Genomic DNA, 23,226 nt, shown 5'->3' on the forward strand with positions numbered 1-23,226 from the left:
CGCAATGCCGCGTCGGGCCTGGATGTTCCGCAGCCGTCGCGAAGCCGCAATACTGTGTCACGCCTGGAAGTTCGCAGCCGCCGGGCCGCAACGTCGCGTCACGCCTGAACGTTCCGCAGCCACGGCCGGGCCGCGAGTCGTCTCACGCCTCGAACAGCAGGTACAACCCGGCGAAGGTGAAGCCGACCATGGTGACCATGAGGGCCAGCTGGCCGGTCAGGCGGTGTCCGGGGGGCAGCAGCCGGAGGCTGCGGTCGTGGGCGGCCGCGACGCCGAGGATGTGTCCGGTCAGCACCGCGCCGACCTTGATCACGCCGAGGAGCGCGGGGTGCTCGGACAGTACGTAGTGCACCCGCAGCCCCAGCGTGGCCTGGCCCTTCTCCACCAGGAACGTGAGGTAGTGCGCGATCAGGTACCCGGCCGCGATGGGAACCAGGCTGTGCGCCAGCCGATTCGGCAGGGCGGCCCGGTCCGCGCGGGAGAGGCCACCGGCCGCGCGCGCCGCGAGCTGGAAGATCACGAACACCGCCGCCACGAAGGCGAACAGGCCGCCCGTGCGGACCAGCACCGCGATCGTGAGCGAATCGCCACTGACACCGTCGACCAGATCGCGCCACGAACTCGAGGCGGCGAAGCTGTCGAACAGCGTCGACCCGAGCAGCGTGGCGGTCACCGCCACCGTGCCGGGCAACGCGGGTGTTCCGGCCAGATGTCCCAACGGCGTGCGCAGCACGAACGCGCCGTCCCGGTTCCGCGCGAGCGGGCTCAGCCGCCCGAGCAGGGTGCTGTACACCTCCAGCGGGTCGGCCCGCTCCGCCCACACCGTGCCGAACAGGACCAGCCCCGTCACGGTGACCACGAGGTACGCCAGCACCCACACCCACACGGACAGCACCGAACTCGGCTCCGGCGAGGCCAGCTCGAGCCACGCGAACGAGAACAGACCGGCCGCGGCGGGCCACAGGCCGAGCCCGTCCGGGTAACGCCGCCGCACCGGGATCCGGGCGAGCCCGCGATATAGCGCGCGCGGCGGCGACAGGAACCTCCACACCGGCCCGACCACCAGCGAGGCCACCATCACGCCCACCCAGACGAAGATGTACGCGATGCCCGGCACCGGATTGCGTTGCGCGTCATCGGGTCCCAGCCACGCGGTCAACAGCACGGCGAGCGTGCCCGCCGCCATCACCACGGCCACCGCGGTCCGGGTGGCCCGCGCGTCGACCACCCGGCGCACCCACCCGGGCAGCCGCCGGCCGGGCGCGTCGGGATCCAGCCGTGGCGTGCGCCAGAACAGGAACAGGATCGCCACCGAGAAGGTCAGCGCCCACGAACCGCCGATCAGGGCGTAGGACAACGGAATCGGCAGATCCGCCGCACCGCCGAGGCCGTGGGCGAGGACGGACTCGGTCACGGGCGCACCGTCAGCGTGGTCACCGTGCGGTGCGCGTGATGCAGTTCCACCTCCACCTGTCCCGGCACGTCCACGGTGAACTCGAACCGTTGATCCGGCTTCGCGGCCACCTCGAACTCGTGATCCGGCGAGGCGTGCACGTGCAGTTCGTCCTCGGCGTCACTGCTCACCACGAACACGATCGGCTGGCCGACCTTCGCGTCGTTGTGTCCGTTGGTCGGGGTCACCGTGCCGTTGGCGATGCGCAGGTCCACCGTCACCGCGCTCGTCGCGTTCGCCGATGTGCTTGTCCCGGGCGAACTCTCGCCGCCGCAGCCGCCGACCACCAGCCCGGCGGCCAGCAGGGCCGCGAATCGGATACGCCTGTTCACTCGTCCTCCTTCTCCTCGAGGTGGTCGCCGCGCCGGTCGCGCAGGGCGACGACGAGCACCACCAGCACCACCACGACCGCCGGTGCCAAGGCTGGTATGGCCAGCAACAGGGCGTGATGCGCGAGCACCTCCACCCGGTCGGCCGCGATCATCGCCGCGCCAACTCGTCCGGGGCGAGCGTGCGGGCGCGCGGCGCGCGTTCGTTGATCCGGGCCGCGCCCCAGGACAATCCGCCCACCAGCGCCAGGCTGCACACCAGCACCACCAGCGAGGCCGCACCGTACAGCCAGCTCGGCTTGTCGAAGGACCGCTCGCGTTGCAGCACCTGGATCTCCGGGGTGAACGGGCGGTTGAACGACGCCAGCGCGGGCACCTCCTCGGCGCCGATCGCGCGGTCGTGCGGCATGAAGACCGGCAGCGCGGTCAGCATGCGGCCGTCTTGCAGGCGCAGCACGGTCTTCCAATTGCCGTAGGCCGGAACGGGTTTCGTGGACACGTAATGGCCCTGCTCGACCCGGCGCAACTTGTCCACGACCAGGCCGCGCCCCGGGCTGTCGGTGCCGACGCCGCCCTGCCAGGACAGGATCTGCACCCATTCCGGATCGTCGCCGACCAGATCGGCGGGTTCGAGCCGCACGTCGGCGGTCACCATCCGGCGGTCGGGCGAGGTGCCGGTATCGGTGAGCGCCACGGTGGCGCTCGCGTGGTCGGGCACCCGCACCATCACCCCGTTGGCGGTCGCGATCCCGGTGACGAGCACCGCGGCGACCAGGAGCGTGCGGCGAATCGGCCTGCGCGGCAACGTCTCCCCGCGCAGGACCACGCCCAGCAGGGCGCCCACCACGCCGCCGAGCACCCCGACCGGCACGGCCATCGCCAGCGCCTCGGGCCACATCGAGGCAGGCCAGTGGTTGACGTACATCCGGTCCACCCACAGCGATTCCAGCCACAGCCCGACCGTGGCGATCGCCAGCCCGCTCAGCGCGCCCCACCACACCGGCCGTCGGCGCAGCGGCAGCAGGGCCAGCAACTCCACCACGACCGCCGAGCCCAGATACAGCGGGAACACATTGCGCGGCGCCTCGATCAACGGCCCGGCCACGATCCAGGCGACCACCAGCCGCACGAACGCCGCGAACACCACCGCGACGAGCGCGCTGAACGGCCCCAGCGTGGCCCGCGCGGCGACCAGCGACACGCTCGCCGCGATCACGAACAGCATGGGCTGCAACACGAGCCGGAACTGCTGGACGCCGAAGTCGTATTCGACCGGGAACACCGACAGCCCGATCAGCAACCCGCCGTAGGCGAAACAGCGCATCAGCCACATGAACCGGGAGTCGCGTTCCTTCGGCTCGAGCCGTTCGGTGCGACCCTCGTACTCCAGCAGCAGCATCCCCACCAGCGACAGCCCCGCCCCGCCGATCAGCATGAGATGCGTCGGCCCCCACAGCGTCACGTCCTGCCCGAACAGCCGGTGCCAGACGTCGTCGAGCGGGAAGCCGATGAGCGCGTAGAAACCCGCGCCCGCCAACAGGATTCCGCCCACCGGCGCGTACCAGGTGCGGGTGATGCGCACCGCGGCCGGGCCCGGCTTCTCGTCCAGCGGCAGCACCACCGCCGTCATCCCCGCCATGAACAGGAAGAACAACCCGATCAGGATGAAGTAGTGCGCGGGATTGGCCAGCGGTCCGGGATCGCGGCCCTTGCCGATGTGCAGGCTCACGTCCCAGATGAAGCCGAGCAGCGCGGTCAGGATCGTCGCCAGGAACAGCGCGCTCGGCAACGCCACCCAGCCCGGCCGGTTGAACCGCTGCCCGAGCCGGTCCGCCGTGTCACCGAGCCAGCTGATTCTTCGGGTCCGATGCAGATACCCCACCCAGAGCAGGAGCAGGGCGATCACCCCGGCCGAACCGGTCAGGATGAAGACCTGATCCAGTGCCGCACCACCCGCTTCGCCACCGGCCGCCCGGTAACCCACTGCCGCAAACATCGTGCTGGACACGGCTGAACCTCCGCCTCAGAGAACATCTGTTCACTGGATTACCAGAGGCGCACGGTTTATGTGTGGAATCGACGAAACAGATAGATCGGCGCTCAACGCACCTGCGGGGCCACCTTCTCGCCGAGCAATTCGATGCCGTGCAGGATCTTTTCGTGCGGCAGCGTGCCGACGCTCGGGTGCAGCATGAAGCGGTCCAGGCCCAGGGTGTCGCGGATGTCGGCGATCTTCTCCGCCACCTGGTCGGGCGCGCCGAGGAACAGCGATCCGGCGGGGGAGCGCAGCGCGTCGAACTGGGCGCGGGTCATCGGACCCCAGCCGCGTTCGCGGCCGAGCCCGCTCATGGCCGTGGCGTAGGGCTCGTAGAAGTCGGCGACGGCCTCGGCCTCGGAGTCGGCGACATAGCCGTGCGCGTGCACCGCGACCGGTTGGGGTTCGTGGCCGCCCTGTTCGAGGGCGCGGTGGTAGAGGTCGACCAGCGGGCGGAAGCGGGCCGGTTGCCCGCCGATGATGGCGATCGCCAGCGGCAGGCCCAGAAGCCCTGCGCGCGCGACGGATTCGGGAGAGCCGCCGACCGCGATCCAGATCGGCAGCGGGCGATCGGTGCGCGGGTACACCACGGTGTCGGTCAGGGCCGGGCGGAAGCGGCCCGACCAGGTGACCGGCTCGTCGCCGCGCACCCGCAGCAGCAGGTCCAGCTTCTCGGCGAAGAGCTCGTCGTAGTCGCCGAGGTCTTGGCCGAACAACGGGAACGACTCGGTGAAAGACCCACGGCCCGCCATCAATTCGGCCCGCCCGTTCGAGATCAGGTCCAAAGTGGCGAACTGCTGATACAGCCGGACCGGATCGTCGGAGCTGAGCACGCTCACCGCGCTGGTCAGCCGGATGCGTTCGGTGCGGCCCGCGATCGCGGAGAGCACGACCGCCGGGGCCGAGGCGGCGAAGTCGGCGCGATGATGTTCGCCCACGCCGTACACGTCCAGGCCCGCGCGTTCGGTGGTCACGGCCTCCTCGACCACCTCGCGCAGCCGTTCGCCCGCGCTCGGGGCGGGCCGGTCGCCGACGGCGTGGCGTTCGGCGAAGGTCGTCAGTCCCAATTCCATGACCGAGTAAACGGACCGTGGTCCGCCTGAATTCCCCGACCGTCGCCGAGGCGCTGGGTACCGATAGTCTGGAACCATGTCTGTCCGCACCCGCAAGCCGCTCGCCCCCGGAACCCTCTCGCCCGTGCGAGAGGTGCCGCGTTCGATCGAGCGCCCGGAGTACGCGTGGAAGAAGTCCGCCAACGAGGGCCGCGAGCCGTGGGTGCAGACGCCGGAGACGATCGAGAAGATGCGCCTGGCGAGCAAGCTGGCCGCGCAGGCGCTCGAGGAGGCGGGCAAGGCCGTCGCGCCGGGCGTCACCACCGATGAGCTGGACCGGATCGTGCACGAGTACCTGTGCGATCACGGGGCGTACCCGTCGACGTTGGGCTACAAGGGTTTTCCGAAATCCTGCTGCACCTCGCTGAACGAGGTCATCTGCCACGGCATCCCGGATTCGACGGTCGTGGAGGACGGCGACATCGTCAACATCGATGTCACCGCCTACATCAATGGCGTGCACGGCGACACCAACGCCACCTTCCTCGCCGGGGACGTCGACGAGGAGGCGCGGCTGCTCGTCGAGCGCACCCGCGAGGCGACCATGCGGGCCATCAAGGCCGTCCGCCCGGGCCGCGCGCTCAATGTGATCGGCCGGGTCATCGAGTCCTACGCCAACCGCTTCGGCTACGGCGTGGTCCGCGACTTCACCGGGCACGGCGTCGGCCCCACCTTCCACAGCGGCCTGGTCATCCTGCACTACGACCAGCCCGCCGTGGAGACCGTCATCGAGCCCGGTATGACCTTCACCATCGAGCCCATGATCAACCTCGGCGGCATCGACTACGAGATCTGGGACGACGGCTGGACCGTCGTCACCAAGGACCGCAAGTGGACTGCCCAGTTCGAGCACACCCTGGTCGTCACCGAGGACGGCGCCGAGATCCTCACCCTGCCGTGAGTCCGGGTCCGTCCCGGCCCACCTCGCCCGGTAGGGGTGGCCGGTGAAGGGCGCGCTCCTCGTCGCGGGAACCACCTCCGACGCCGGGAAAAGCGTTGTGGCGGCGGGCATCTGCCGCATGCTGGCGCGGCGCGGGGTGCGGGTCGCGCCGTTCAAGGCGCAGAACATGTCCAACAACTCGGTGGTGACCCTCGACGGCGGCGAGATCGGGCGGGCGCAGGCGTTGCAGGCCGCCGCGTGCGGGCTCGAACCGAGCGTGCGATTCAACCCGGTCCTGCTGAAACCGGGCAGCGACCGCCGCTCGCAGCTGGTGGTGCGCGGGCGGGCCGTGGAGACGGTCGGGGCGACGGACTACTTCCGGCACCGGCAGTGGCTGCGGGGGGTGGTGGCCGACGAATTGGCCTCGCTGCGCACCGAATTCGACGTCGTGGTGTGCGAGGGCGCGGGCTCACCCGCCGAGATCAACCTGCGCGCCACCGATCTGGCGAACATGGGCCTGGCGCGCGCGGCGAACCTGCCGGTCCTGCTGGTCGGCGACATCGATCGTGGCGGCGTGCTGGCCCATCTGTTCGGCACGGTCGCGATCCTGGAACCCGAAGACCAGCAACTGATCTCGGGCTTCATCGTGAACAAGTTCCGCGGCGACGTCGACCTGCTGCGCCCCGGTCTCGACGAGTTGACCGCGCGCACCGGCCGCCCGACCCTCGGCGTGCTGCCCTACACCGAGGAGCTCTGGATCGACGCCGAGGACTCCCTCGGCACGATCGCCGACGCCCCGGTCGGCCGCCCGCGCCCGCCGCTCGGCCGGGACTGGCTGACCGTCGCGGCCGTCCGGCTGCCGCGCGTGTCCAACTCCACCGACGTCGAGGCCCTGGCGTGCGAGCCGGGTGTCGCGGTGCGCTGGGTGAGCGAACCCTCCCGCCTCGCCGACGCCGATCTGGTCGTGCTGCCGGGCACCAAATCCACGGTCGCCGATCTGGATTGGCTGCGCCGCACCGGGATCGCCGCGGCCCTGACCGAGCGCGCCGCCGCCGGGCGGCCCATCCTCGGCGTCTGCGGCGGCTATCAGATGCTCGGCCGCCGCATCCTCGACACCGTCGAATCCGGCGCGGGCGAGATCGCCGGACTGGGCCTGCTCGACCTCGACATCGAATTCGCCGATCCCAAGACCCTGCGCCGCGCCGCGGGCCACTCGGCCGACGGAATCCCGGTGCGCGGCTACGAGATTCATCACGGCCGGGTCCGGCGCGCCACCGACCCGGCGTGGCTGGCGATCGACGGCGCGCCCGAAGGCGCTGCGCGCGAGGCGATCTGGGGCACCCACCTGCACGGACTCCTCGAATCCGACGACTTCCGCCGCGCCTGGCTCACCGAGGTCGCGGCCCGCGCCGGGCGCACCGGATTCGTCGTCGCGCCCGGCACCTCCGTCGCGGCCGTGCGCGCCGGTCAGCTGGATCTGCTCGCCGACCTGATCGAGACCCATCTGGACCTCGCGCGGCTGGACCGCCTCATCACCGAGGGCGCGCCCGCCGGTACGCCGGTCCTGACCGTCGATGTGACATCGGACAAAGCGTCGCTCTAGCCCCCGCCGAACCGGTATGACCGGCCCGAATCGTGTTCAGCGACACGCGGTCCGGCGGGGGTCCGCCGGTGTAGCGTGGGTCGGCATGGAAGCTCGGCAGATCGCGGTGGGAGACCACGTCTGGACCGTACGCGTCGGCGGCCCGCAGTCTCGGCACACGGTGCTGCTGCTGCCCGACACGGGCAATCCGCCCGATGTCTACGACGCCCTCAGCGCGCGGCTGCACAACTCCGACCTGCGCACGGTCGCGATCGAATCGATCGACGGCCTCGACCCGGCGGGGGTCTACGCCATCCTCGACGACCTGGGCGTGCCGTGGGCCAATGTGGTCGGCTGCGGCGCCGGGGCGGAGCTGGCCTGGCAGCTGTGCTCGCGCGGCTTCGGCCGGTTCATGGCCCTGGTCGCGGCCGGTCGCGGCCATCCGGCCGTGCCCGGCGCGGACGGCGGCGTGCTCGACTCCGCCTGCCCGGCCGTGGAGATCCCGACCACGGTCGTCGCCACCAAGACGCTGCCCCGGGCTGTCGCCGAGGCGTCCGGCCGCCACGTCTACGGCGAGTTCCGGGTGGCGGAGGTCGACGTCGCCGATCCGGCCGCGGAGGCCGATCACGAACTGGCGACCGAGATCGTGCTCCGCAGCGGGATGTGGTGAGCGCTCAGCCCTTCTCGGCGTCGAACCGTTCGAGCCAGGTCAGCCAGTTGTCGAGTTCCTCGAAAGCCTTGGCGCGCACCGACTCCGACGACAGGAACACGTCGTGGCGCGCGCCCTCGAGCGGCACGATCGAGGTGCGGTCGCCCAGGCAGCCCGCCCAGCGCTGAATCTGGCGCACGTCGAGCACGACATCGGACACATCGGCGGCCGGGCCGTACTTGCGCATGAACTTCGTCACCTTGGAGCGCAGGATCAGCGCCGGAACGCCGATGTCCAGCCCCCGCTGCAACTGGGCGTGTCCCATGCGGATCGCGCGCAGCCAGCCGAAATGGACGGGGAACCCGGTCAGCGGCTTCCAGTCCAGGTTGTAGTCCCACTCGCCGGAGACGGTGTGGTGCAGGCTGTCGCCGTAGGTGGACGCCTCCGGTCCGGGCAGCTTGGCCATCCGGCGCAGCCGACCCAGGCCGTGGATGAGCGCGGTGCCGACCGTGCGGTAGTAGGACGGGCCTTGCAGATCGAACCACGGGCTGTTCAACACCACACCCGTAATGCCTTGCGCCGCCGCGCCTTTCGCCCGGTTGAGCCGATCCAGCCACAGCGAGGCCACCAGGCCGCCGGTCGAATGCGCCATGACCAGCACCGGCAGCCCGGTCTCGGCGCGCACGATCTCGAGCGCGCGGTTCAGCTCGGTGTCGTAGAGCGCCAGATCGGTGACGTAGTGCGCGGTCTGGCCGGGCCGGTACGAGCGGCCGCACTTGCGCAGATCCAGCGCGTAGAAGCGGTAGCCGCGGGCGGCCATGTGCTCGGCCACGTGCCGCTGGAAGAAGTAGTCGGTGAAGCCGTGCAGGTAGAGCACGGCGCTGGTGGCGGTGTCGTCGGTCGCGGCGCGATAGCGCACCACCGTGGCCTCGACGGTGCCCTCGCCGTCGGGATCCGCGCCCAAAGGGATGGTCAGCTGCTCGTAGTCCGGACCCAGCACATCGGGCTGCCAGGTGCCGGTGTCCGGCCGCGCGACCTGCGTTTCGTTCGTCACAGTCCCAGGATATTCGACCCGCTCGACCTCGGCGGACACGAGCCGAATCCGTCACATCCGCGGTTGACCACTTCGGAAACGGGCATGGCCAGGGGCAGAATCGAGTTGAAGTGAACTGCGGGTAACCTTCCCGCTGAAGTTGCCACCCGCGCTGGACAAGGAAGTCGAACGAGCCGTGCCGAACGCTGCGATGACTGAAAAGACCGATGTAGTCCTCATCGGTGCCGGCATCATGAGTGCCACCCTGGGTGCACTGCTGCGTCAGTTGCAGCCCGACTGGTCCATCAGCCTGTTCGAGCGCAAGGACGCCGCCGCGCCCGAGAGCAGCGACCCGTGGAACAACGCGGGCACCGGCCACTCCGCGCTGTGTGAGCTCAACTACACGCCGCAGAACGCCGACGGCTCGGTCGACATCACCAAGGCCATCGATATCAACGAGCGCTTCCAGGTGTCGCGGCAGTTCTGGGCCTACGGCGTGGAGAACGGGGTGCTGGGCGATCCGTCCCAGTTCATCAACCCCATCCCGCACGTGAGCTTCGTGCACGGCGCCGACAACGTGGACTATCTGCGCAAGCGCTACGAGGCGCTGTCGCGGCACCCGCTGTTCGACACCATGCAGTACATCGACGACGAGGACGAGTTCCGCCGCCGCCTGCCGCTCATGGCGCGCGGGCGCGACTTCTCCGATCCGGTCGCGCTGAACTGGACCGACGGCGGCACCGACATCGACTTCGGCTCGCTGACCAAACAACTGCTGGCCCACCTCGGCGCGTCCGGGGCCTCGATCGCCTTCGGCACCGAGGTGCGGGATCTGACCAAGCAGTCCGACGGCCGGTGGAACGTCAAGGTGCGCAACACCCGCACCGGCGAAACCCGCACCGTGAACGCGCGTTTCGTGTTCGTGGGCGCGGGCGGGTACGCGCTGCCGCTGTTGCAGAAGTCCGGCATCAAGGAGATGGCGGGCATCGGCGGGTTCCCGGTGAGCGGACTGTTCCTGCGCTGCACCAACCCTGAACTGGTCGATCAGCACGAGGCCAAGGTGTACGGCAAGGCCGCCGTCGGCGCGCCGCCGATGTCGGTGCCGCACTTGGACACTCGCGTCATCCGGGGCAACAAGGGCCTGCTGTTCGGCCCCTACGCCGGATGGACGCCGAAGTTCCTCAAGGAGGGTAAGAACTCCGACCTGTTCAAGTCGATCCGGGCCAACAACCTGTTCTCCATGGTCGGCGTCGGCCTCACCGAGATGAGCCTGACCAAGTACCTGATCTCGGAACTGCTGAAATCGCAGGGCGGACGGGTGAATTCGCTCGAGGAGTTCGTCCCGCGCGCCGACGGCCACGACTGGGAACTCATCACCGCCGGGCAGCGCGTGCAGGTCATCCGGCGCAAGGGCGCGGGTGGGGTGCTCGAGTTCGGCACCGCGGTCATCACCGCCGACGACGGCTCGATCGCGGGTCTGCTAGGCGCGTCGCCGGGCGCGTCGACCTGCGTGAGCGCCATGCTCGACGTCATCCAGCGCTGCTTCCCCGCCGAGTACACCGCGTGGATGCCCAAGCTGAAGGAGATGGTGCCGTCGCTGGGCGTGAAGCTGTCCGAGAACCAGGCGCTCTACCAGGAGGTCTGGGACTGGACGAGCAAGTCGCTGCGCCTGACCGACAACACGCCGACCTCGGCCGGGGTCGCGCAGAGCGCGGCTATGTGATAGCAAGACTCGATGATGTCAACGGTTGTACTCAAAAGGTCGTGGGCCGCGGATCTGGACACCGCGACGCTCTACAAGCTGTTGAAACTGCGCGTCGAGGTGTTCGTGGTCGAGCAGAAGTGCGCCTACCCGGAACTGGACGGTCGCGATCTGCTGCCGGAGACGCGGCATCTGTGGCTCGACGACGAGGGTGAGATCATCTCCACCCTGCGGCTGCTCGAGGAGCACGAGGACGGGGTGAAGTCGTTCCGCATCGGCCGCCTGTGCACCGCGCCCGCGGCCCGGGGACACGGCTACACCACGCGGCTGTTGCAGGCGGCGCTCGCCGAAACCGGTTCGCACACCGTGCGTTTGAACGCGCAGACCTATCTGGTCGACATGTACACCAAGCACGGGTTCAAGCCGGACGGCGCGGAGTACATCGAGGACGGGATTCCGCACATCCCGATGCGCCGCGGCTGAGACGAAGGGTCCCGCAACCGGAAACGGTTGCGGGACATCGTGTTTCAGGGGGCGGTGACGGTCAGGGCGGCGCGGGTGACGGTGGGGCGTTCGATCTCGTCCACGACCGCGCGGGCGAAATCGGGATAGGTGATGCGCAGCGGCATCTCGGCCGGGGCGGCGCGGTAGCCGCCGACCGGGTCGCCGGTGTGATCGAAGTCGCCGGAGGGGGCCAGGATCGCCCAGTTCAGCTCCGGGTCCGCGGCGCGGATGACGTCGGTGCCCGCGGCGTGCGCGTCGACGAACGCGCGGTACTCGGTGGGGTGTTCCGGTGTGTCGCGCAGCGGAATGCCTTGGGCGGTGGGCAGATTCGAGGCGAGGCCGACGACGATCAGGCGTTCCACGCCCGCGGTGGGGAGCGCGGTGCGCAGGGCGTGGGCCGCGGCGGGGAAGAATTCGGCGGCGTCGGGGAGGGAGGCCGCGGCGTGGACGGCGGCGTCGTGCCCGGCGGCCAGCTTCGCCACCTGGTCGGGGTCGGTGACGTCGCCCGCGACGGTGTCGAGATCCGGGTAGCGCGACGGGTCGCGCACGACGCTCGTCACCCGGTGGCCGCGCGCCCGGGCCTCCGCCGCGATGGTGCGGCCCGCTCGGCCGCCCGCTCCGAAAACGATGATGGTGCTCATGTCGGCGACGCTAGCCAGGGCCATGGTTTCCGATCGGATACCTCGCGCGCGGCTACCCTGGCGATATGTCCCACCTGGACCCGCAGATGTTCGACGAGGTGTGCCCCTCCTCGGTGTTGCCGTTCAAGATCGGCGACAAATGGGGGGCGTTGCTGCTGTGGTGTCTGGCCGACGGACCGCGGCGCTATTCGGAGCTGCGGGTGCCGTTGGCGCGCATCACGCCGAAGGTGATGACGCAGTCGCTGCGGACGCTCGAGCGGATGGGGCTGGTCACGCGCACGGTCGAGGGCCGCGCGGTCAGCTACGAGCTGACGGCCCTCGGGCGCAGCGTGCTGGAACCGCTGAAGGTCATCTGCGCGTGGACGACCGAGCATTACGAGGAGCCGCTCGACGTCTACGATCCCGATGACGAGGGCTCCGAACAAGGGCTCGGACGGCCCGCCTAGAGTTGGGTCGTGCCCGATTCCCGCGATCGCCCAGCCACATCCGTAGATGCGCCCCGTGACGAAACGGGGTTCCCGTTCTCGGCGGTGGTCGGGCAGGAACGGTTGCAGCTGGCGTTGATCCTGTGCGCGGTGCATCCCGGCATCGGCGGTGTGCTCGTGCGCGGGGAGAAGGGGACCGCGAAATCGACCGTGGTGCGCGCGCTGGCGCGGCTGCTGCCGCCGGTGGTCGACGAACGCGGGGAGCGGCCCGCACGATTGGTGGAGCTGCCGGTCGGGGCGACCGAGGATCGGGTGGTCGGGTCGCTGGATCTGGAACGGGTGCTGCGCGACGGGGAACAGGCGTTCCGGCCGGGTCTGCTCGCGGCCGCGCATCACGGGGTGCTCTATGTCGACGAGGTGAACCTGCTGCACGACCATCTGGTGGACGTGCTGCTCGACGCGGCGGCCATGGGCCGGGTGCACATCGAGCGCGACGGGGTGTCGCATTCGCATCCGGCGCGGTTCGTGCTCGTGGGCACGATGAATCCCGAGGAGGGTGAGCTGCGGCCGCAGCTGCTGGACCGGTTCGGGTTGACCGTGGACGTGGCGGCCTCCCGCGAGGTGGACGTGCGGATGGCCGTGGTGCGGCGGCGACTGGACTACGAGGCCGATCCGGCCGGTTTCGCGGCGCGGTACGCCGCGGCGGATCACGAAGTGGCGCAACGGGTTCTGGCCGCGCGGGTGCGGCTGGGCGCGATCGAACTCGACGATGTGGAGCTGCGCCGGATCGCGGCCCTGTGCGCGGCGTTCGATGTGGACGGGATGCGCGCGGATCTGGTCGTCGCGCGGACCGCGACCGCGCACGCGGCCTGGCGCGGCGGGGACCGGGTGAGCGCGGAGGATGTGCGGATCGCGGCCGAACTGGCCCTGCCGCATCGGCGGCGGCGCGACCCGTTCGACGAGCCCGGGATCAGCGAGGAGCAGCTCGACGAGGCCATGCGGCGGGCCGAGGAGGAGGCGTCGCGGGCGGAAGCGGCTGCGGGCGGGGAGGATTCGGGGTCGGACGAGGATCAGGGGGACTCCGGTTCGGCGGGGGCGGATGAGTTCGAGGGGCCGGACGGCTCGCAGGGGCCGGACGCCTCCGAGGGGTCGGACAGCTCACAGGGGCCGGATGCCCCCGAAGGATCGGACAGCCCGCAGGGGTCGGATGCCCCCGACGGACCGGACAACTCGGCGGGGGCAGATGACTCCGAGGGGCCGGACAACTCGGCGGGGCCGAAAAACCCTGGGCCGCCGGATGATCCCGACGGCCCGGACGACCCCGACGGCGGGCCGGGCGCGCCGGGCGGAGGGCGCGAGGGGCGCGCCGGAACTCCCGCCGATTCGGTTGCGCGCCCGCCTCGTTGGGAGATCCCCGGCGTCGGCGAGGGCGCCCCCGGCCGCCGCTCCCGCGCCCGCACCCGGCACGGCCGAATCGTCCGCTCCACCACCGACACCACCGGCGGCCTGCACCTGCTCGGCACCCTCTTCGCCGCCGCCCCCCACCAGCACGCACGCGGCCGCCGCTCGGGCGCGCTGGAACTGGAGGCCGCCGACCTGCGCGGCGCGTATCGCGAAGGGCGCGAAGGCAATCTGGTCGTCTTCGTCGTCGACGCCTCCGGCTCCATGGCCGCCCGCGACCGCCTCGCCGCCGTCACCGGCGCGATCGTCACCCTGCTCCGCGACGCCTACCAGCGCCGGGACAAGGTCGCCGTCATCACCATGCGCGGGTCCGAAGCCGAGTTGGTGCTCCCCCCCACATCCTCGGTCGACATCGCCGTCCGCCGCCTGGCCACCCTCCGCACCGGCGGCAAAACCCCTGTCGCCCAGGGCCTCCTGAAGGCCCGCGAGATCATCACCAGAGAGCGCGCCCGCGACCCCCACCGCCGCCCCCTCCTGGTCCTCCTGACCGACGGCCGTGCCACCGGCGGCCCCGACCCGGTCCCGCGCGCCCGCACCGCCGCCCGCTTGTTGGCCCACGAGAAGGTGACGGCCGTCGTCATCGACTGCGAACGCGGCATGATCCGCCTCGGCTTGGCCCTCGACCTGGCCCACGACCTTCGTGCCACATACCTCCAATTGGCCGGCCTCACCGGCGATTCGGTCGCCGACGTCGTGCGCACGAGAGCGTCGGGGAGCAGGGCGGCGTGACCTCGACCCGGCGCTGGCGCGCCGGGCCGAGGTACAGAGGTGAATTGGCGCTGGCCAGGCACTGAGGTGGGTTGGCGCTGGTGAGGTATGGGGGTGGGGTTAGGGAGGGGGAGGCGTATGGCAACGTGGGCGGGAGCGGAAGGAGATGTGATGCCTCAGGGTGTTCCGGTGGTGGTGCCCGATGATGGGTTGACGACTCGGCAGCGGCGGAATCTGCCGGTGTTGGCGGTGCATACGGGGGCGGGGAAGGGGAAGTCGACGGCGGCGTTCGGGATGGCGTTGCGGGCGTGGAATCAGGGGTTCGATGTCGCCGTGTTCCAGTTCGTGAAGAGCGCGAAGTGGAAGGTGGGGGAGGAGGCGGCGTTTCGGACGCTGGGGCGGTTGCACGAGGAGAGCGGGGTCGGCGGGGCCGTCGAATGGCACAAGATGGGGGAGGGGTGGTCGTGGGCGCGCAAGCAGGGGAGCGAGGCAGATCACGCGGCCGACGCGCTCGCGGGGTGGCGGGAGATCGCGCGGCGCATCGGGGAGGAGCGGCACCGGTTCTACGTGCTAGACGAGTTCACCTATCCGATGAAATGGGGCTGGGTCGATGTGGACGAGGTGGTCGAGACGCTGCGGAACCGGCCCGGTAACCAGCACGTCGTCATCACCGGCCGCGACGCCCCCCAGGCCCTCCTCGACGCCGCCGACCTGGTCACCGAGATGAGCAAGGTGAAGCATCCGATGGACGCGGGCCGCAAGGGCCAACGGGGCATCGAATGGTGAACCCGCCGCCCGCGGTGGTGATCGCCGCGCCCGCCTCGGGCAGCGGAAAGACCACGCTCGCAACGGGTTTGATCGGCGCGCTGCGCGCGGCGGGGCATCGGGTGGCGCCGTTCAAGGTGGGCCCGGACTACATCGACCCCGGCTATCACGGCCTCGCCGCCGGACGGCCCGGCCGCAATCTGGACCCGGTCCTGGTCGGCGCCGAACGGGTGGTGCCGCTGTACCGGCACGGCGCCCGCGACTGCGATATCGCCGTGGTCGAGGGCGTGATGGGCCTGTTCGACGGCCGCATCGACGACCACCACACCGGCCCCGTCGCCGAGGGCTCCACGGCCCAGGTCGCCGCCCTGCTCGGCGCCCCGGTCGTCCTCGTCGTCGACGCCCGCGGCCACAGCCAGAGCCTGGCCGCGCTGCTGCACGGTTTCGCCACCTTCGACAGCGGAATCCGGCTGGGCGGGGTGATCCTGAATCGCGTCGGCAGCGAACGTCACGAACAGGTGCTGCGGGCGGCCTGCGATCGGGTGGGCCTTCCGGTGCTGGGCGCCCTGCCCCGCATGGCCGAATTGGCCGTTCCCTCACGGCATCTGGGCCTGATCCCCGCCGTCGAGCACGGCACCGCCGCGCGGAACGCCGTCGCCGCGATGACCGAACTCGTGGCCAAGCATGTGGATCTTCCGGCCGTGGTGCGGCTGGCGGACGCGCGGATGACGGGGCCGAGTTGGGACCCCCTCGCGGCGGTCGAGTCGTCGGACCACGCGAAACCCGCGATCGCCGAGCGCGACGTCGTGGTGGCGATGGCGGGTGGTCCGGCCTTCACCTTCGGTTACGCCGAACATCGCGAACTGCTCGCGGCGGCGGGCGCGCGGATTCGGGTCTTCGACCCGTTGCGCGACGAACTTCCCAGCGGCACAGCGGGTTTGGTGTTGCCGGGCGGTTTCCCGGAGGAACACGCCGCCGACCTCGCCGCCAACAGCCGCCTACTGGACGCGGTCGCCGCCGCCGCGAACCAGGGCCTGCCCATCCACGCCGAATGCGCGGGCCTGCTCTACCTGACCCGCTCCCTCGACGGCCACCGCATGGCCGGAGTCCTCGACGCCACAGCGGAATTCGGCCCACGCCTCACCCTCGGCTACCGAGACGCCGTGGCCCTGACCGATTCCGCGCTCTGGTCGGCCGGACAACGCGTGCGCGGCCACGAATTCCACCGCACCCGCCTCACCGAATCCCGCTCGGAACACCCCGCGTGGGCCTGGCGCGGCCCCACCGGCGAGACCGTGCGCGAGGGCGCGGCGGTCCACCGCGTGCACGCCTCCTACCTGCACACCCACCCGGCCGGGAATCCCGATATGATCGCCCGATTCGTCAGCGCCGCAGGCAAATTCGCCGCCCGAGCCGATGACTGACCCCACGATCGAACTCGCCGTGGGCGTGGGTTTCCGCCCCGGCACCCCCGCCGAAACGCTCGTCACCGCGATCCGCACGGCCCTCGGCACGGCCCGAATCCACTGCCTCGCGACCATCGACCGCCGCGCCGCCGACCCCCAATTCCTCGCCGCAGCACACGAACTCGGGGTCGCGACCGTCGCCTTCGCCGCCGCGGAACTGAACCAGATACCGGTTCCGACGCCCGCCGCGCGCACGGTCGCGGCGGTCGGCACGCCCAGCGTCGCCGAGGCGGCGGCGCTCGCGGCCGCCGGATCCGCCGAACTCCTGTTCGCCAAGCGCGTGATTCGCGGCGTCACCATCGCGGCGGCCCCCGTGCGGCCCGCCTGACTCAACACCCGCAGGTCTCCCCGATCGCCAGCCGCACCCCCATCGGCGCCGGAGCCTCCGCCTCGCCCGCCGCGAGCACCCGCGACAACGCCACCCGCGCGATCTCGTCGATCGGCTGCTGCACGGCCGTGAGGATCTGCGGCGCATAGGGATTCGCCGTATCGGCGTCGTATCCGACCACCGCGATATCGTCCGGAATCCGCAGCCCGGCGTCCGTGATCGCCCGCATCGTTCCCGCGGCCTGCCCGTAGGTTCCGATGACGACGCCGTCGAACGGATCCCCGGCGGACAGCTGCTCGCGCACCGCGCGATACGCCCCCGCGGGCGTGAGATCGGTGCGGATGTGCCGGACCGACCCCACGACCGCCGCGTACCCCTCGTACCGCTGCGCGACGGTCTCCCGATCCCCGTGCTCGACGTCCCCCGCCGCGAAACCGCCCACGAACGCGACGTTCTCGCGTCGATGCGTCGCCACCAGATGCCGGGCCGCCAGCGTCCCCGCCCGCACATGGTCGGCCCCCACCACCTGCGACCGGACGGGATCGCGATTGTTGTGCACCCAGACGATCGGGATGCGCGCCCCCCGGCACAGCTCCGCCGTCGCCGCGCCATTGGCGCCGCCGACCACGATCAGCCCCTCGATCCCGGAATCCACGAAGGCCGAGGCGAATTCGATCTCCCGCTCGGGGTCGTATCCGGTGTTGCCGATCAGCGTCAGATGATCGCGGGCGCGCGCCTCGACCTCGATGTGCCCCACCAGGGTCCCGAACAACGGCAACCGCACATCCGGAACCAGCAGGCCCACATGCCGCCAGCGCCGCGGCCGCCGCAACGCGCGCGCCGCGCGATCGGGCCGATAGTTCAACTCGTCCAGCGCCGCCACGACCCGCGCGCGCAACCGATCCGACACCGGCCGCGGGCCACCGTTGAGCACATAGCTGACCACGGCCGTGGACGTGCCAGCCCGCCGGGCCACATCGGCGAGGGTCGCGCGTTCGACAGTCACATTCGCCCCACTCTGCTCGCCCGCGCACCGAACGGCCAGGCTTGAAATCGTACTGATTATTACAGCCTTCACCGGCAAGATGTGCGACGCAAATCGATTAGATTCGTAACACCCGCGATCAGGGTGCGTAACAACGAACTGATGGAGTAGTCGCATGGCCTTCGTAAGACTCACCGGCGTCACCAATTTCGACCCGGACTCGGCCCACGACAGCTACGTCCTGTTCACCGGCGCGGACTCCGTCACCCGGCTCATCGACCTGACCGGCGAGGTCCGCCACGAGTGGCCCTTCGCGGGCGTCCCGCCCCGCGTCATCGATCCGGCGCTCACCGGCGGCCGCCTCGGCGACGTCGGCGTGCAACTGTCGCTGAGCGGCGACCCGCGCGGCGGCATCTACGCCAATGGCACTGTGGGACAACTCACCTGGGCCGGGGAACGGGTGTGGGAGTGGGGCGAGCAGGCGCCGGGCGGCGCCGCGCGGCAGAACCACGACTGGGAACTGCTGCCGAACGGCAATCGGCTGCTGCTGGTCACCGTCCCGCGCGCGGTTCCCGCACTGGGCCCGCACGTCGTCGGCGATCAGGGTCTGTACGAGGTGACTCCGGACGGCGAGATCGTCTGGGAGTGGCGCGCCGGGGATCACCTCGACGAGTTCGGCTTCTCCGAGGCGGGCTGGAAGGCGTTGCGCGACACCGTCGCCCGCGATCCGGACGACCCGTGGGGCTATCTCGAACTCAACAGCGCCAAGACGCTGGGCCCCAACCGCTGGCATCGCGCGGACCCGGAGGGGGTGTTCCAGCCCGACAACATCCTGATCAGTTCCCGCAAGGCCAATATCATCGCGTTGATCGACAAGGCCACCGGATCCGTCGTGTGGCGGCTGGGCCCGTACTTCGCGGACGCGGCGGGGTCCCAGCATCAGCGGATCAACGCGCACAAGGTGCCGCGCCCGCTCGATCAGATCTCCGGACAGCACAATCCGCATCTCATCGCCGACGGCCTGCCCGGCGCGGGCAACATTCTCGTCTTCGACAATCAGGGCGGGGCCGGGTATCCGCCCGCGCCGCTGGGCATCTACGCGGGTTCGCGGGTGCTCGAGATCGATCCGGTGACCGAGCAGATCGTCTGGCAGTACACCGCCGAGGATTCGGGTCTGCCGTCGTGGACGTTCTTCAGCTCGTTCGTCAGCAACGCGCAGCGGCTGCCCAACGGCAACACCCTGGTCACCGAGGGGATGCAGGGGCGAATCTTCCAGGTCACCCCCGACGGCCGGGTGGTGTGGGAGTACGTGTCGCCCTACCTCGGTCGCGGGGTCGCCGGGGAACCGGAGGTGCACGAACCCCGCGTGCCCGGCGTGGACCGGCTCACCACGACCCCGCTGGTGTATCGGGCGCAGGCGGTGCCGTTCGAGTGGGTTCCCCTCGACGTGCCGCGCTCCCCGCGCACCGCGGTGGATCTGCGCGCCTCCGCTCGGGAAGGCCGGACGTTATGACCTCCACGGTGCGAACGAGCCTCGGCCGCAACGATTCCGCCGCCGCGGACGCCGCCGCGCCGACCCGCGGGTGGTGGTCGTCGCCCGCGCGCGGGGCGCGGCGCTGGCGGGTGATCGGCGGCACCGCGGCCGGTCTGGCCCTGGCCGCGGTCGTCTGGTCGCTCGTGGCGTCGACGAATGTCTTTCCGCGCCAGCTGTTTCCGACCGTGCCGCAGATCGTCCGCGCCGGGCACACGCTCTGGTCGGACGGGTTGCTGCTGCCCGATGTCGGGGCGAGTCTGCAACGGGCGCTGCTCGGTTGGGTGGTCGGCGGGCTCGCGGGGATCGCCGCCGCCATCGTCACCTCGAACACCCGCACGGGCCGGAGCCTGCTGCAACCGGTGCTGCGGCTGCTGGCGCCGGTGCCGACCATCGGCTTGGTGCCGCTGGCCATCCTGTGGTTCGGGTTGGGGGAGAACAGCAAGATCCTCGTCGTCGCGCTCGGCGTCTTCGTGCCGGTGTGGATGAACAGCCACTCCGGCTTCGCGGGCACCCCCGCCGACTATCTCCAGGCCGCGCGCTGCCTGGGTGCGAGCCGATGGCAGACGCTGACCCGGATCGTCGTCCCCGAGGCCGTGCCGGATGTGGTCGCGGGCCTGCGGGTCGGGGCGGCGATGGCGTTCGTGCTGATCGTCGTGGCCGAGATGACCGGCACCACAGCGGGTATCGGGTATCGGATCTATCAGGCCCAGCTGTTCTCGCAGGCGGATCGAATGATCTTCTGCCTGATCGTGCTCGGCGTGCTGGGCGCGGTGTGCGATCTGTTGATCGCCGCGCTCACGACGCCGTTCGTGCGCTGGGCACGGGAGGTGCGCTGAATGGCCATCGCGACGCGCGACCTGGTGGTCCGCTATCCGAACAATCCGCATCCGACGCTGCGCGGCGTGGACCTGACCGTCCCCGACGGATCCTTCACTGTCCTCGTGGGGGCCTCGGGCAGCGGGAAATCGACGCTGCTGCACTGCCTGGCCGGCCTGGTGCCGCCGACCTCGGGCGGGGTCACCGACAATGGCGAGCGGGTGCTCGGTCCCGATCCGCGCCGCGGGGTGGCGTTCCAGCGCGATGTCCTCTTCCCGTGGATGAGCGTGGCCGCCAATATCGAATTCGCCCTGCGCGCAAGCCGTTACGACGCCCGGCGGCGTCGGGAGCGGATCGCGGAACTGCTCGATCTGGTCGGCCTGCCCGCCGACGTCGGGCGCAAACGACCCAATCAGCTGTCCGGCGGAATGCGGCAGCGCGTCGGCCTCGCCCGGATGCTCGCGGGGGAGCCCGAGATCATGCTCATGGACGAGCCGTTCGCCGCGCTCGACGCCCTCACCCGCCTGCGGATGCAGGATCTGCTCATCGACCTGTGGAACCGGTTGCGGCGCACCGTCGTCTTCGTCACCCACGACGTCGACGAGGCGATCCGGCTGTCGGACACGATCGGCGTGCTGACCGGCGGCCGCGTCACCAACCGGATCACCAACCCGCTGGACCGTCCCCGGCCCGCCGACACGCTCGCCGACCAGCCCGGTTACAGCGAACTCCGCCGAACCCTCCATCACGAACTCGGAATCGAACACTCATGATCCAGCACCTCCGTCGTCCCGTCGCGGCCGTGGCCGCCTTCCTCGCCCTGCTGCTGCCGTTGACGGCCTGCACCGCCGACACCTCCGAACCCGGCACGCTCACAGTGGGATTCGTCGTCGACCCGTCCTGGGCGCAGATCCCGGTCGCCCAGCAGGGCGGCTACTTCGACAAGCACGGCCTGAAGGTGAAGGTCGTCAACTTCTCCACCGGGGTCGAGGCGTTGCAGGCCCTGGCCGCGCACCAGGTCGACGTCACCACCGCCGCCGACGTGCCGACCTCGGCGGCGCTGACCCGCTCGCCCGGCCTGCGGGTCGTCGGGGACGGATCGCGGTGGCAGGGTTCGCGGGTCGTGGCGCGGCGCAGCGCGGGCATCGGGCGGGTGGAGGATCTGGCGGGGCGCACGATCGGGACGCCGCTGGGCACCAGCGCGGCGTACTTCGCGTCGAATACGTTGTCGCACAGCGCTGTCACCGCCAAGCTGGTCCAGGTCGCGCCGTCGGCGACGGTCACCGCGGCGACGCAGCGCAATGTGGACGCGATCGCGATCTTCCAGCCGTATCAGGCCCAGGTGATCGCGGCCCTCGGCGACGACGCGATCGCACTCGGCGGCGACGCCTACAACCAGCACAGCCTGTATCTGGCCAGCGATACCGCGGTCGCCGGGAAGAAGTCCGAGCTGTCGTCGTTCTTCGCCGCGCTGAACGAGGCGGGCGGGCAGCTGACCGCGCGCTCGGAGGCGGCGGTCGCCGCCGTGGCCGCGGCGACGCAACTGCCCGCGGATCTCGTCGGGAAGATCCTGGGGGAGTTCGACTTCACCCTCCAGTTGCGCCCGGATCTCGCGCAAACCCTTGCCGCGCAGGGTGATTGGGCCAAGGGGCAGGGGTCGATCGACGGCTCGGTGCGGCTGCCCGATTACGGCACGTTCCTCGACGCCGACTTCCTCACCCCCGCGAGTTAGCCGCGCCAGCTCTCGAGCACCTGGTCGACCCGGGCCCGGATGCGAGTCCGGGCCTCCGCGCGCGGCACGCCGGTCATCAGCAATTCGTCGTAGTCGGTGTCCCGGTGTCGGATCGACGCGATGACCGCGAGGGTGAGGGCCTCGGCGGAGAGGACCTTGGCGGCGGCGGTGCGGCCCACCCGGCCGCTGCCCCGGACCGAGGCGTGCTCGGCGATCTCGGCGGCGCGGTCCGCGGGACAGGCGGGGAAGAGGGTGCGGATCTCCTTCGCCATGCGGGCGGTGAATTCGACGTCCTGGGTTTCGCGGCGGAGGCGGTCGCGGTCGCGGCGGCGGGCCCGGGCGTCCTCGTCGGCGAGGCATTGCTGTTCGGCGCGGACGAGGGCGGCCTCCTCGACGAGGATGCCGGTGCGTTCGTAGCGTTTGCGGCGGCGGTTGAGGCGGACCACGATCGCGGCGAGCGTGCTCTCCTTCTTCGCGCGGCGGCTCAGGGCGGCGTCGCCCGCGGGGAGGAATTCGAGGTGGTCGAGGTCGGCGCAGGTCAGGCAGAGCGGGCCCGCGGCCGAGGTGATCGAATACGGCCCGGTCTCCTGGCATTCCACGCAGGTCCACGGCTCGGCCGTCTCGACGACGGTCAGGTCGGGGGCCTTGTTCTGCCGTCGCACGAGCTGATCGCGCCGCGCCGGGCTGAGATCGGCGGGCAGCCAGTGCACGCGGAAGATCTCGTCCGCGCCGTCGTCGGTGAACCGCAGCGCCTCCCGATCCCGCCCGCCCGACAGATACGTCGCGGTACTCGCCCCGAGCCCCCGCTCCCGCGCCCACGCGCCGAGCAGTTCCGCCGCGTCCCGCATCCGCCGCCCGTCCACCGCGAGCACCCGCTCCAGCGACCCCACCCGCCCCTGCCGCCACGCCTCCACCTGACTGCCCCGCCCCCACCCCAACCGAACGAACACATCCACCGCCGCCACATACTTCCGTTGCGCCAGCACCGCTTCCGCCGCCTCGACCACCCTTCGCCCCAGCTTGGCCACCGTCCGAACCTAGCGCACCGGGTAGAACGGCGCCGCTGGGGCCACGACGCGGCATTCA

General features: G+C 70.8%; 23 protein-coding genes. 14 read left to right on the forward strand and 9 right to left on the reverse strand.

The genetic code is table 11. From position 1 onward, the window contains the following. Positions 1–142: 142 nt before the first annotated feature. From ACWDSJ_RS23655 to ACWDSJ_RS23675, 5 genes are all read right to left on the reverse strand, one after another. On the reverse strand, positions 143–1,414 hold the full coding sequence (locus ACWDSJ_RS23655; RefSeq protein WP_450034284.1) for a hypothetical protein: 1,272 nt from the start codon (positions 1,412–1,414) through the stop codon (positions 143–145). Then, positions 1,411–1,785 carry a hypothetical protein gene (locus ACWDSJ_RS23660; RefSeq protein WP_450034285.1) on the reverse strand — a complete coding sequence of 125 codons (375 nt, stop codon included), beginning with the start codon at positions 1,783–1,785 and terminating at the stop codon, positions 1,411–1,413. The genes ACWDSJ_RS23655 and ACWDSJ_RS23660 overlap by 4 nt, the downstream gene beginning before the upstream one ends. Further along, positions 1,782–1,937 carry a hypothetical protein gene (locus ACWDSJ_RS23665; RefSeq protein ID WP_450034287.1) on the reverse strand — a complete coding sequence of 52 codons (156 nt, stop codon included), beginning with the start codon at positions 1,935–1,937 and terminating at the stop codon, positions 1,782–1,784. The genes ACWDSJ_RS23660 and ACWDSJ_RS23665 overlap by 4 nt, the downstream gene beginning before the upstream one ends. Further along, positions 1,934–3,778, reverse strand: coding sequence for a hypothetical protein (locus ACWDSJ_RS23670; RefSeq protein WP_450034412.1), 1,845 nt, complete (start codon positions 3,776–3,778; stop codon positions 1,934–1,936). Before ACWDSJ_RS23670 ends, ACWDSJ_RS23665 begins: the two co-directional genes overlap by 4 nt. A gap of 104 nt (positions 3,779–3,882) precedes the next feature. Continuing rightward, the gene (locus ACWDSJ_RS23675; RefSeq protein ID WP_450034288.1) at positions 3,883–4,890 is read right to left on the reverse strand and encodes an LLM class flavin-dependent oxidoreductase; all 1,008 of its coding nucleotides are present in this window, start codon (positions 4,888–4,890) and stop codon (positions 3,883–3,885) included. A gap of 76 nt (positions 4,891–4,966) precedes the next feature. On the opposite strand from ACWDSJ_RS23675, the gene map reads away from it, so the two are divergent. From map to ACWDSJ_RS23690, 3 genes are all read left to right on the forward strand, one after another. Then, positions 4,967–5,830, forward strand: coding sequence for a type I methionyl aminopeptidase (map, locus tag ACWDSJ_RS23680; RefSeq protein WP_450034289.1), 864 nt, complete (start codon positions 4,967–4,969; stop codon positions 5,828–5,830). A 43-nt stretch (positions 5,831–5,873) separates the two neighbouring features. Beyond that, complete coding sequence (locus tag ACWDSJ_RS23685) at positions 5,874–7,412, forward strand: cobyric acid synthase (protein WP_450034290.1); 1,539 nt, start codon at positions 5,874–5,876, stop codon at positions 7,410–7,412. 85 nt (positions 7,413–7,497) lie between these two features. Continuing rightward, a complete protein-coding gene (locus ACWDSJ_RS23690) occupies positions 7,498–8,061 on the forward strand; it encodes an alpha/beta hydrolase (RefSeq protein WP_450034291.1) in 564 nt (187 codons plus the stop codon). Between the two features lie 4 nt (positions 8,062–8,065). On the opposite strand, the gene ACWDSJ_RS23695 is transcribed toward ACWDSJ_RS23690, so the two are convergent. After that, entirely contained in the window at positions 8,066–9,094 is a 1,029-nt protein-coding gene (locus ACWDSJ_RS23695; protein ID WP_450034293.1) for an alpha/beta hydrolase, read from the reverse strand. A 151-nt stretch (positions 9,095–9,245) separates the two neighbouring features. On the opposite strand from ACWDSJ_RS23695, the gene mqo reads away from it, so the two are divergent. Both mqo and ACWDSJ_RS23705 read left to right on the forward strand, forming a co-directional pair. Beyond that, positions 9,246–10,796: a malate dehydrogenase (quinone) gene (gene mqo / locus ACWDSJ_RS23700; RefSeq protein ID WP_450034413.1), complete on the forward strand. Its 1,551-nt coding sequence runs from the start codon at positions 9,246–9,248 to the stop codon at positions 10,794–10,796. A gap of 12 nt (positions 10,797–10,808) precedes the next feature. Continuing rightward, positions 10,809–11,258: a GNAT family N-acetyltransferase gene (locus ACWDSJ_RS23705; RefSeq protein WP_387356145.1), complete on the forward strand. Its 450-nt coding sequence runs from the start codon at positions 10,809–10,811 to the stop codon at positions 11,256–11,258. Positions 11,259–11,302: 44 nt separating this feature from the next. Here ACWDSJ_RS23705 and ACWDSJ_RS23710 read toward each other — a convergent pair whose 3' ends face one another. Next, positions 11,303–11,920: an NAD(P)-dependent oxidoreductase gene (locus ACWDSJ_RS23710; RefSeq protein WP_387356146.1), complete on the reverse strand. Its 618-nt coding sequence runs from the start codon at positions 11,918–11,920 to the stop codon at positions 11,303–11,305. A gap of 65 nt (positions 11,921–11,985) precedes the next feature. Between ACWDSJ_RS23710 and ACWDSJ_RS23715 the strand changes: the two genes are divergently transcribed. The 5 genes from ACWDSJ_RS23715 (at position 11,986) to ACWDSJ_RS23735 (ending at position 17,073) form a co-directional block, all read left to right on the forward strand. Then, the gene (locus ACWDSJ_RS23715) at positions 11,986–12,366 is read left to right on the forward strand and encodes a winged helix-turn-helix transcriptional regulator (protein ID WP_450034295.1); all 381 of its coding nucleotides are present in this window, start codon (positions 11,986–11,988) and stop codon (positions 12,364–12,366) included. Between the two features lie 9 nt (positions 12,367–12,375). Then, on the forward strand, positions 12,376–14,535 hold the full coding sequence (locus tag ACWDSJ_RS23720; RefSeq protein ID WP_450034297.1) for a magnesium chelatase subunit D family protein: 2,160 nt from the start codon (positions 12,376–12,378) through the stop codon (positions 14,533–14,535). A gap of 150 nt (positions 14,536–14,685) precedes the next feature. Further along, on the forward strand, positions 14,686–15,300 hold the full coding sequence (gene cobO / locus ACWDSJ_RS23725) for a cob(I)yrinic acid a,c-diamide adenosyltransferase (RefSeq protein WP_450034298.1): 615 nt from the start codon (positions 14,686–14,688) through the stop codon (positions 15,298–15,300). Beyond that, the gene (locus ACWDSJ_RS23730; protein ID WP_450034300.1) at positions 15,294–16,703 is read left to right on the forward strand and encodes a cobyrinate a,c-diamide synthase; all 1,410 of its coding nucleotides are present in this window, start codon (positions 15,294–15,296) and stop codon (positions 16,701–16,703) included. Before cobO ends, ACWDSJ_RS23730 begins: the two co-directional genes overlap by 7 nt. Beyond that, entirely contained in the window at positions 16,696–17,073 is a 378-nt protein-coding gene (locus ACWDSJ_RS23735; protein WP_450034301.1) for a cobalamin biosynthesis protein, read from the forward strand. Before ACWDSJ_RS23730 ends, ACWDSJ_RS23735 begins: the two co-directional genes overlap by 8 nt. Before the next feature lies 1 nt (position 17,074). Here ACWDSJ_RS23735 and ACWDSJ_RS23740 read toward each other — a convergent pair whose 3' ends face one another. Continuing rightward, on the reverse strand, positions 17,075–18,079 hold the full coding sequence (locus tag ACWDSJ_RS23740) for a LacI family DNA-binding transcriptional regulator (protein WP_450034303.1): 1,005 nt from the start codon (positions 18,077–18,079) through the stop codon (positions 17,075–17,077). A gap of 154 nt (positions 18,080–18,233) precedes the next feature. Here ACWDSJ_RS23740 and ACWDSJ_RS23745 point away from each other — a divergent pair, with 154 nt between their 5' ends. Genes ACWDSJ_RS23745 through ACWDSJ_RS23760 form a run of 4 tightly spaced genes read left to right on the forward strand, consistent with a single transcriptional unit; the run spans position 18,234 to position 22,140 of the window. After that, a complete protein-coding gene (locus ACWDSJ_RS23745; RefSeq protein WP_450034305.1) occupies positions 18,234–19,571 on the forward strand; it encodes an aryl-sulfate sulfotransferase in 1,338 nt (445 codons plus the stop codon). 8 nt (positions 19,572–19,579) lie between these two features. Further along, positions 19,580–20,428 carry an ABC transporter permease gene (locus tag ACWDSJ_RS23750; protein WP_450034307.1) on the forward strand — a complete coding sequence of 283 codons (849 nt, stop codon included), beginning with the start codon at positions 19,580–19,582 and terminating at the stop codon, positions 20,426–20,428. Next, positions 20,429–21,181: an ABC transporter ATP-binding protein gene (locus tag ACWDSJ_RS23755; RefSeq protein WP_387356158.1), complete on the forward strand. Its 753-nt coding sequence runs from the start codon at positions 20,429–20,431 to the stop codon at positions 21,179–21,181. It begins immediately after the preceding gene. After that, positions 21,178–22,140, forward strand: coding sequence for an ABC transporter substrate-binding protein (locus ACWDSJ_RS23760; RefSeq protein ID WP_450034309.1), 963 nt, complete (start codon positions 21,178–21,180; stop codon positions 22,138–22,140). Before ACWDSJ_RS23755 ends, ACWDSJ_RS23760 begins: the two co-directional genes overlap by 4 nt. Here the strand turns inward: ACWDSJ_RS23760 and ACWDSJ_RS23765 are convergent. Next, the gene (locus ACWDSJ_RS23765; protein WP_450034311.1) at positions 22,137–23,168 is read right to left on the reverse strand and encodes a DUF2293 domain-containing protein; all 1,032 of its coding nucleotides are present in this window, start codon (positions 23,166–23,168) and stop codon (positions 22,137–22,139) included. The two genes, ACWDSJ_RS23760 and ACWDSJ_RS23765, sit on opposite strands and share 4 nt — an antisense overlap. Positions 23,169–23,226: the final 58 nt, after the last annotated feature.

The organism is Nocardia sp. NPDC003482, from assembly GCF_053588115.1.

Coding starts and splice junctions, on each gene's coding strand:
- ACWDSJ_RS23665 (WP_450034287.1), bottom strand. CDS start 1,937: ATGATCGCGGCCGACCGGGTGGAGGTGCTCGCGCATCACGCCCTGTTG.
- ACWDSJ_RS23670 (WP_450034412.1), bottom strand. CDS start 3,778: ATGTTTGCGGCAGTGGGTTACCGGGCGGCCGGTGGCGAAGCGGGTGGT.
- ACWDSJ_RS23675 (WP_450034288.1), bottom strand. CDS start 4,890: ATGGAATTGGGACTGACGACCTTCGCCGAACGCCACGCCGTCGGCGAC.
- map (WP_450034289.1), top strand. CDS start 4,967: ATGTCTGTCCGCACCCGCAAGCCGCTCGCCCCCGGAACCCTCTCGCCC.
- ACWDSJ_RS23690 (WP_450034291.1), top strand. CDS start 7,498: ATGGAAGCTCGGCAGATCGCGGTGGGAGACCACGTCTGGACCGTACGC.
- ACWDSJ_RS23705 (WP_387356145.1), top strand. CDS start 10,809: ATGATGTCAACGGTTGTACTCAAAAGGTCGTGGGCCGCGGATCTGGAC.
- ACWDSJ_RS23710 (WP_387356146.1), bottom strand. CDS start 11,920: ATGAGCACCATCATCGTTTTCGGAGCGGGCGGCCGAGCGGGCCGCACC.
- ACWDSJ_RS23715 (WP_450034295.1), top strand. CDS start 11,986: ATGTCCCACCTGGACCCGCAGATGTTCGACGAGGTGTGCCCCTCCTCG.
- cobO (WP_450034298.1), top strand. CDS start 14,686: ATGCCTCAGGGTGTTCCGGTGGTGGTGCCCGATGATGGGTTGACGACT.
- ACWDSJ_RS23730 (WP_450034300.1), top strand. CDS start 15,294: ATGGTGAACCCGCCGCCCGCGGTGGTGATCGCCGCGCCCGCCTCGGGC.
- ACWDSJ_RS23735 (WP_450034301.1), top strand. CDS start 16,696: ATGACTGACCCCACGATCGAACTCGCCGTGGGCGTGGGTTTCCGCCCC.
- ACWDSJ_RS23745 (WP_450034305.1), top strand. CDS start 18,234: ATGGCCTTCGTAAGACTCACCGGCGTCACCAATTTCGACCCGGACTCG.
- ACWDSJ_RS23755 (WP_387356158.1), top strand. CDS start 20,429: ATGGCCATCGCGACGCGCGACCTGGTGGTCCGCTATCCGAACAATCCG.
- ACWDSJ_RS23760 (WP_450034309.1), top strand. CDS start 21,178: ATGATCCAGCACCTCCGTCGTCCCGTCGCGGCCGTGGCCGCCTTCCTC.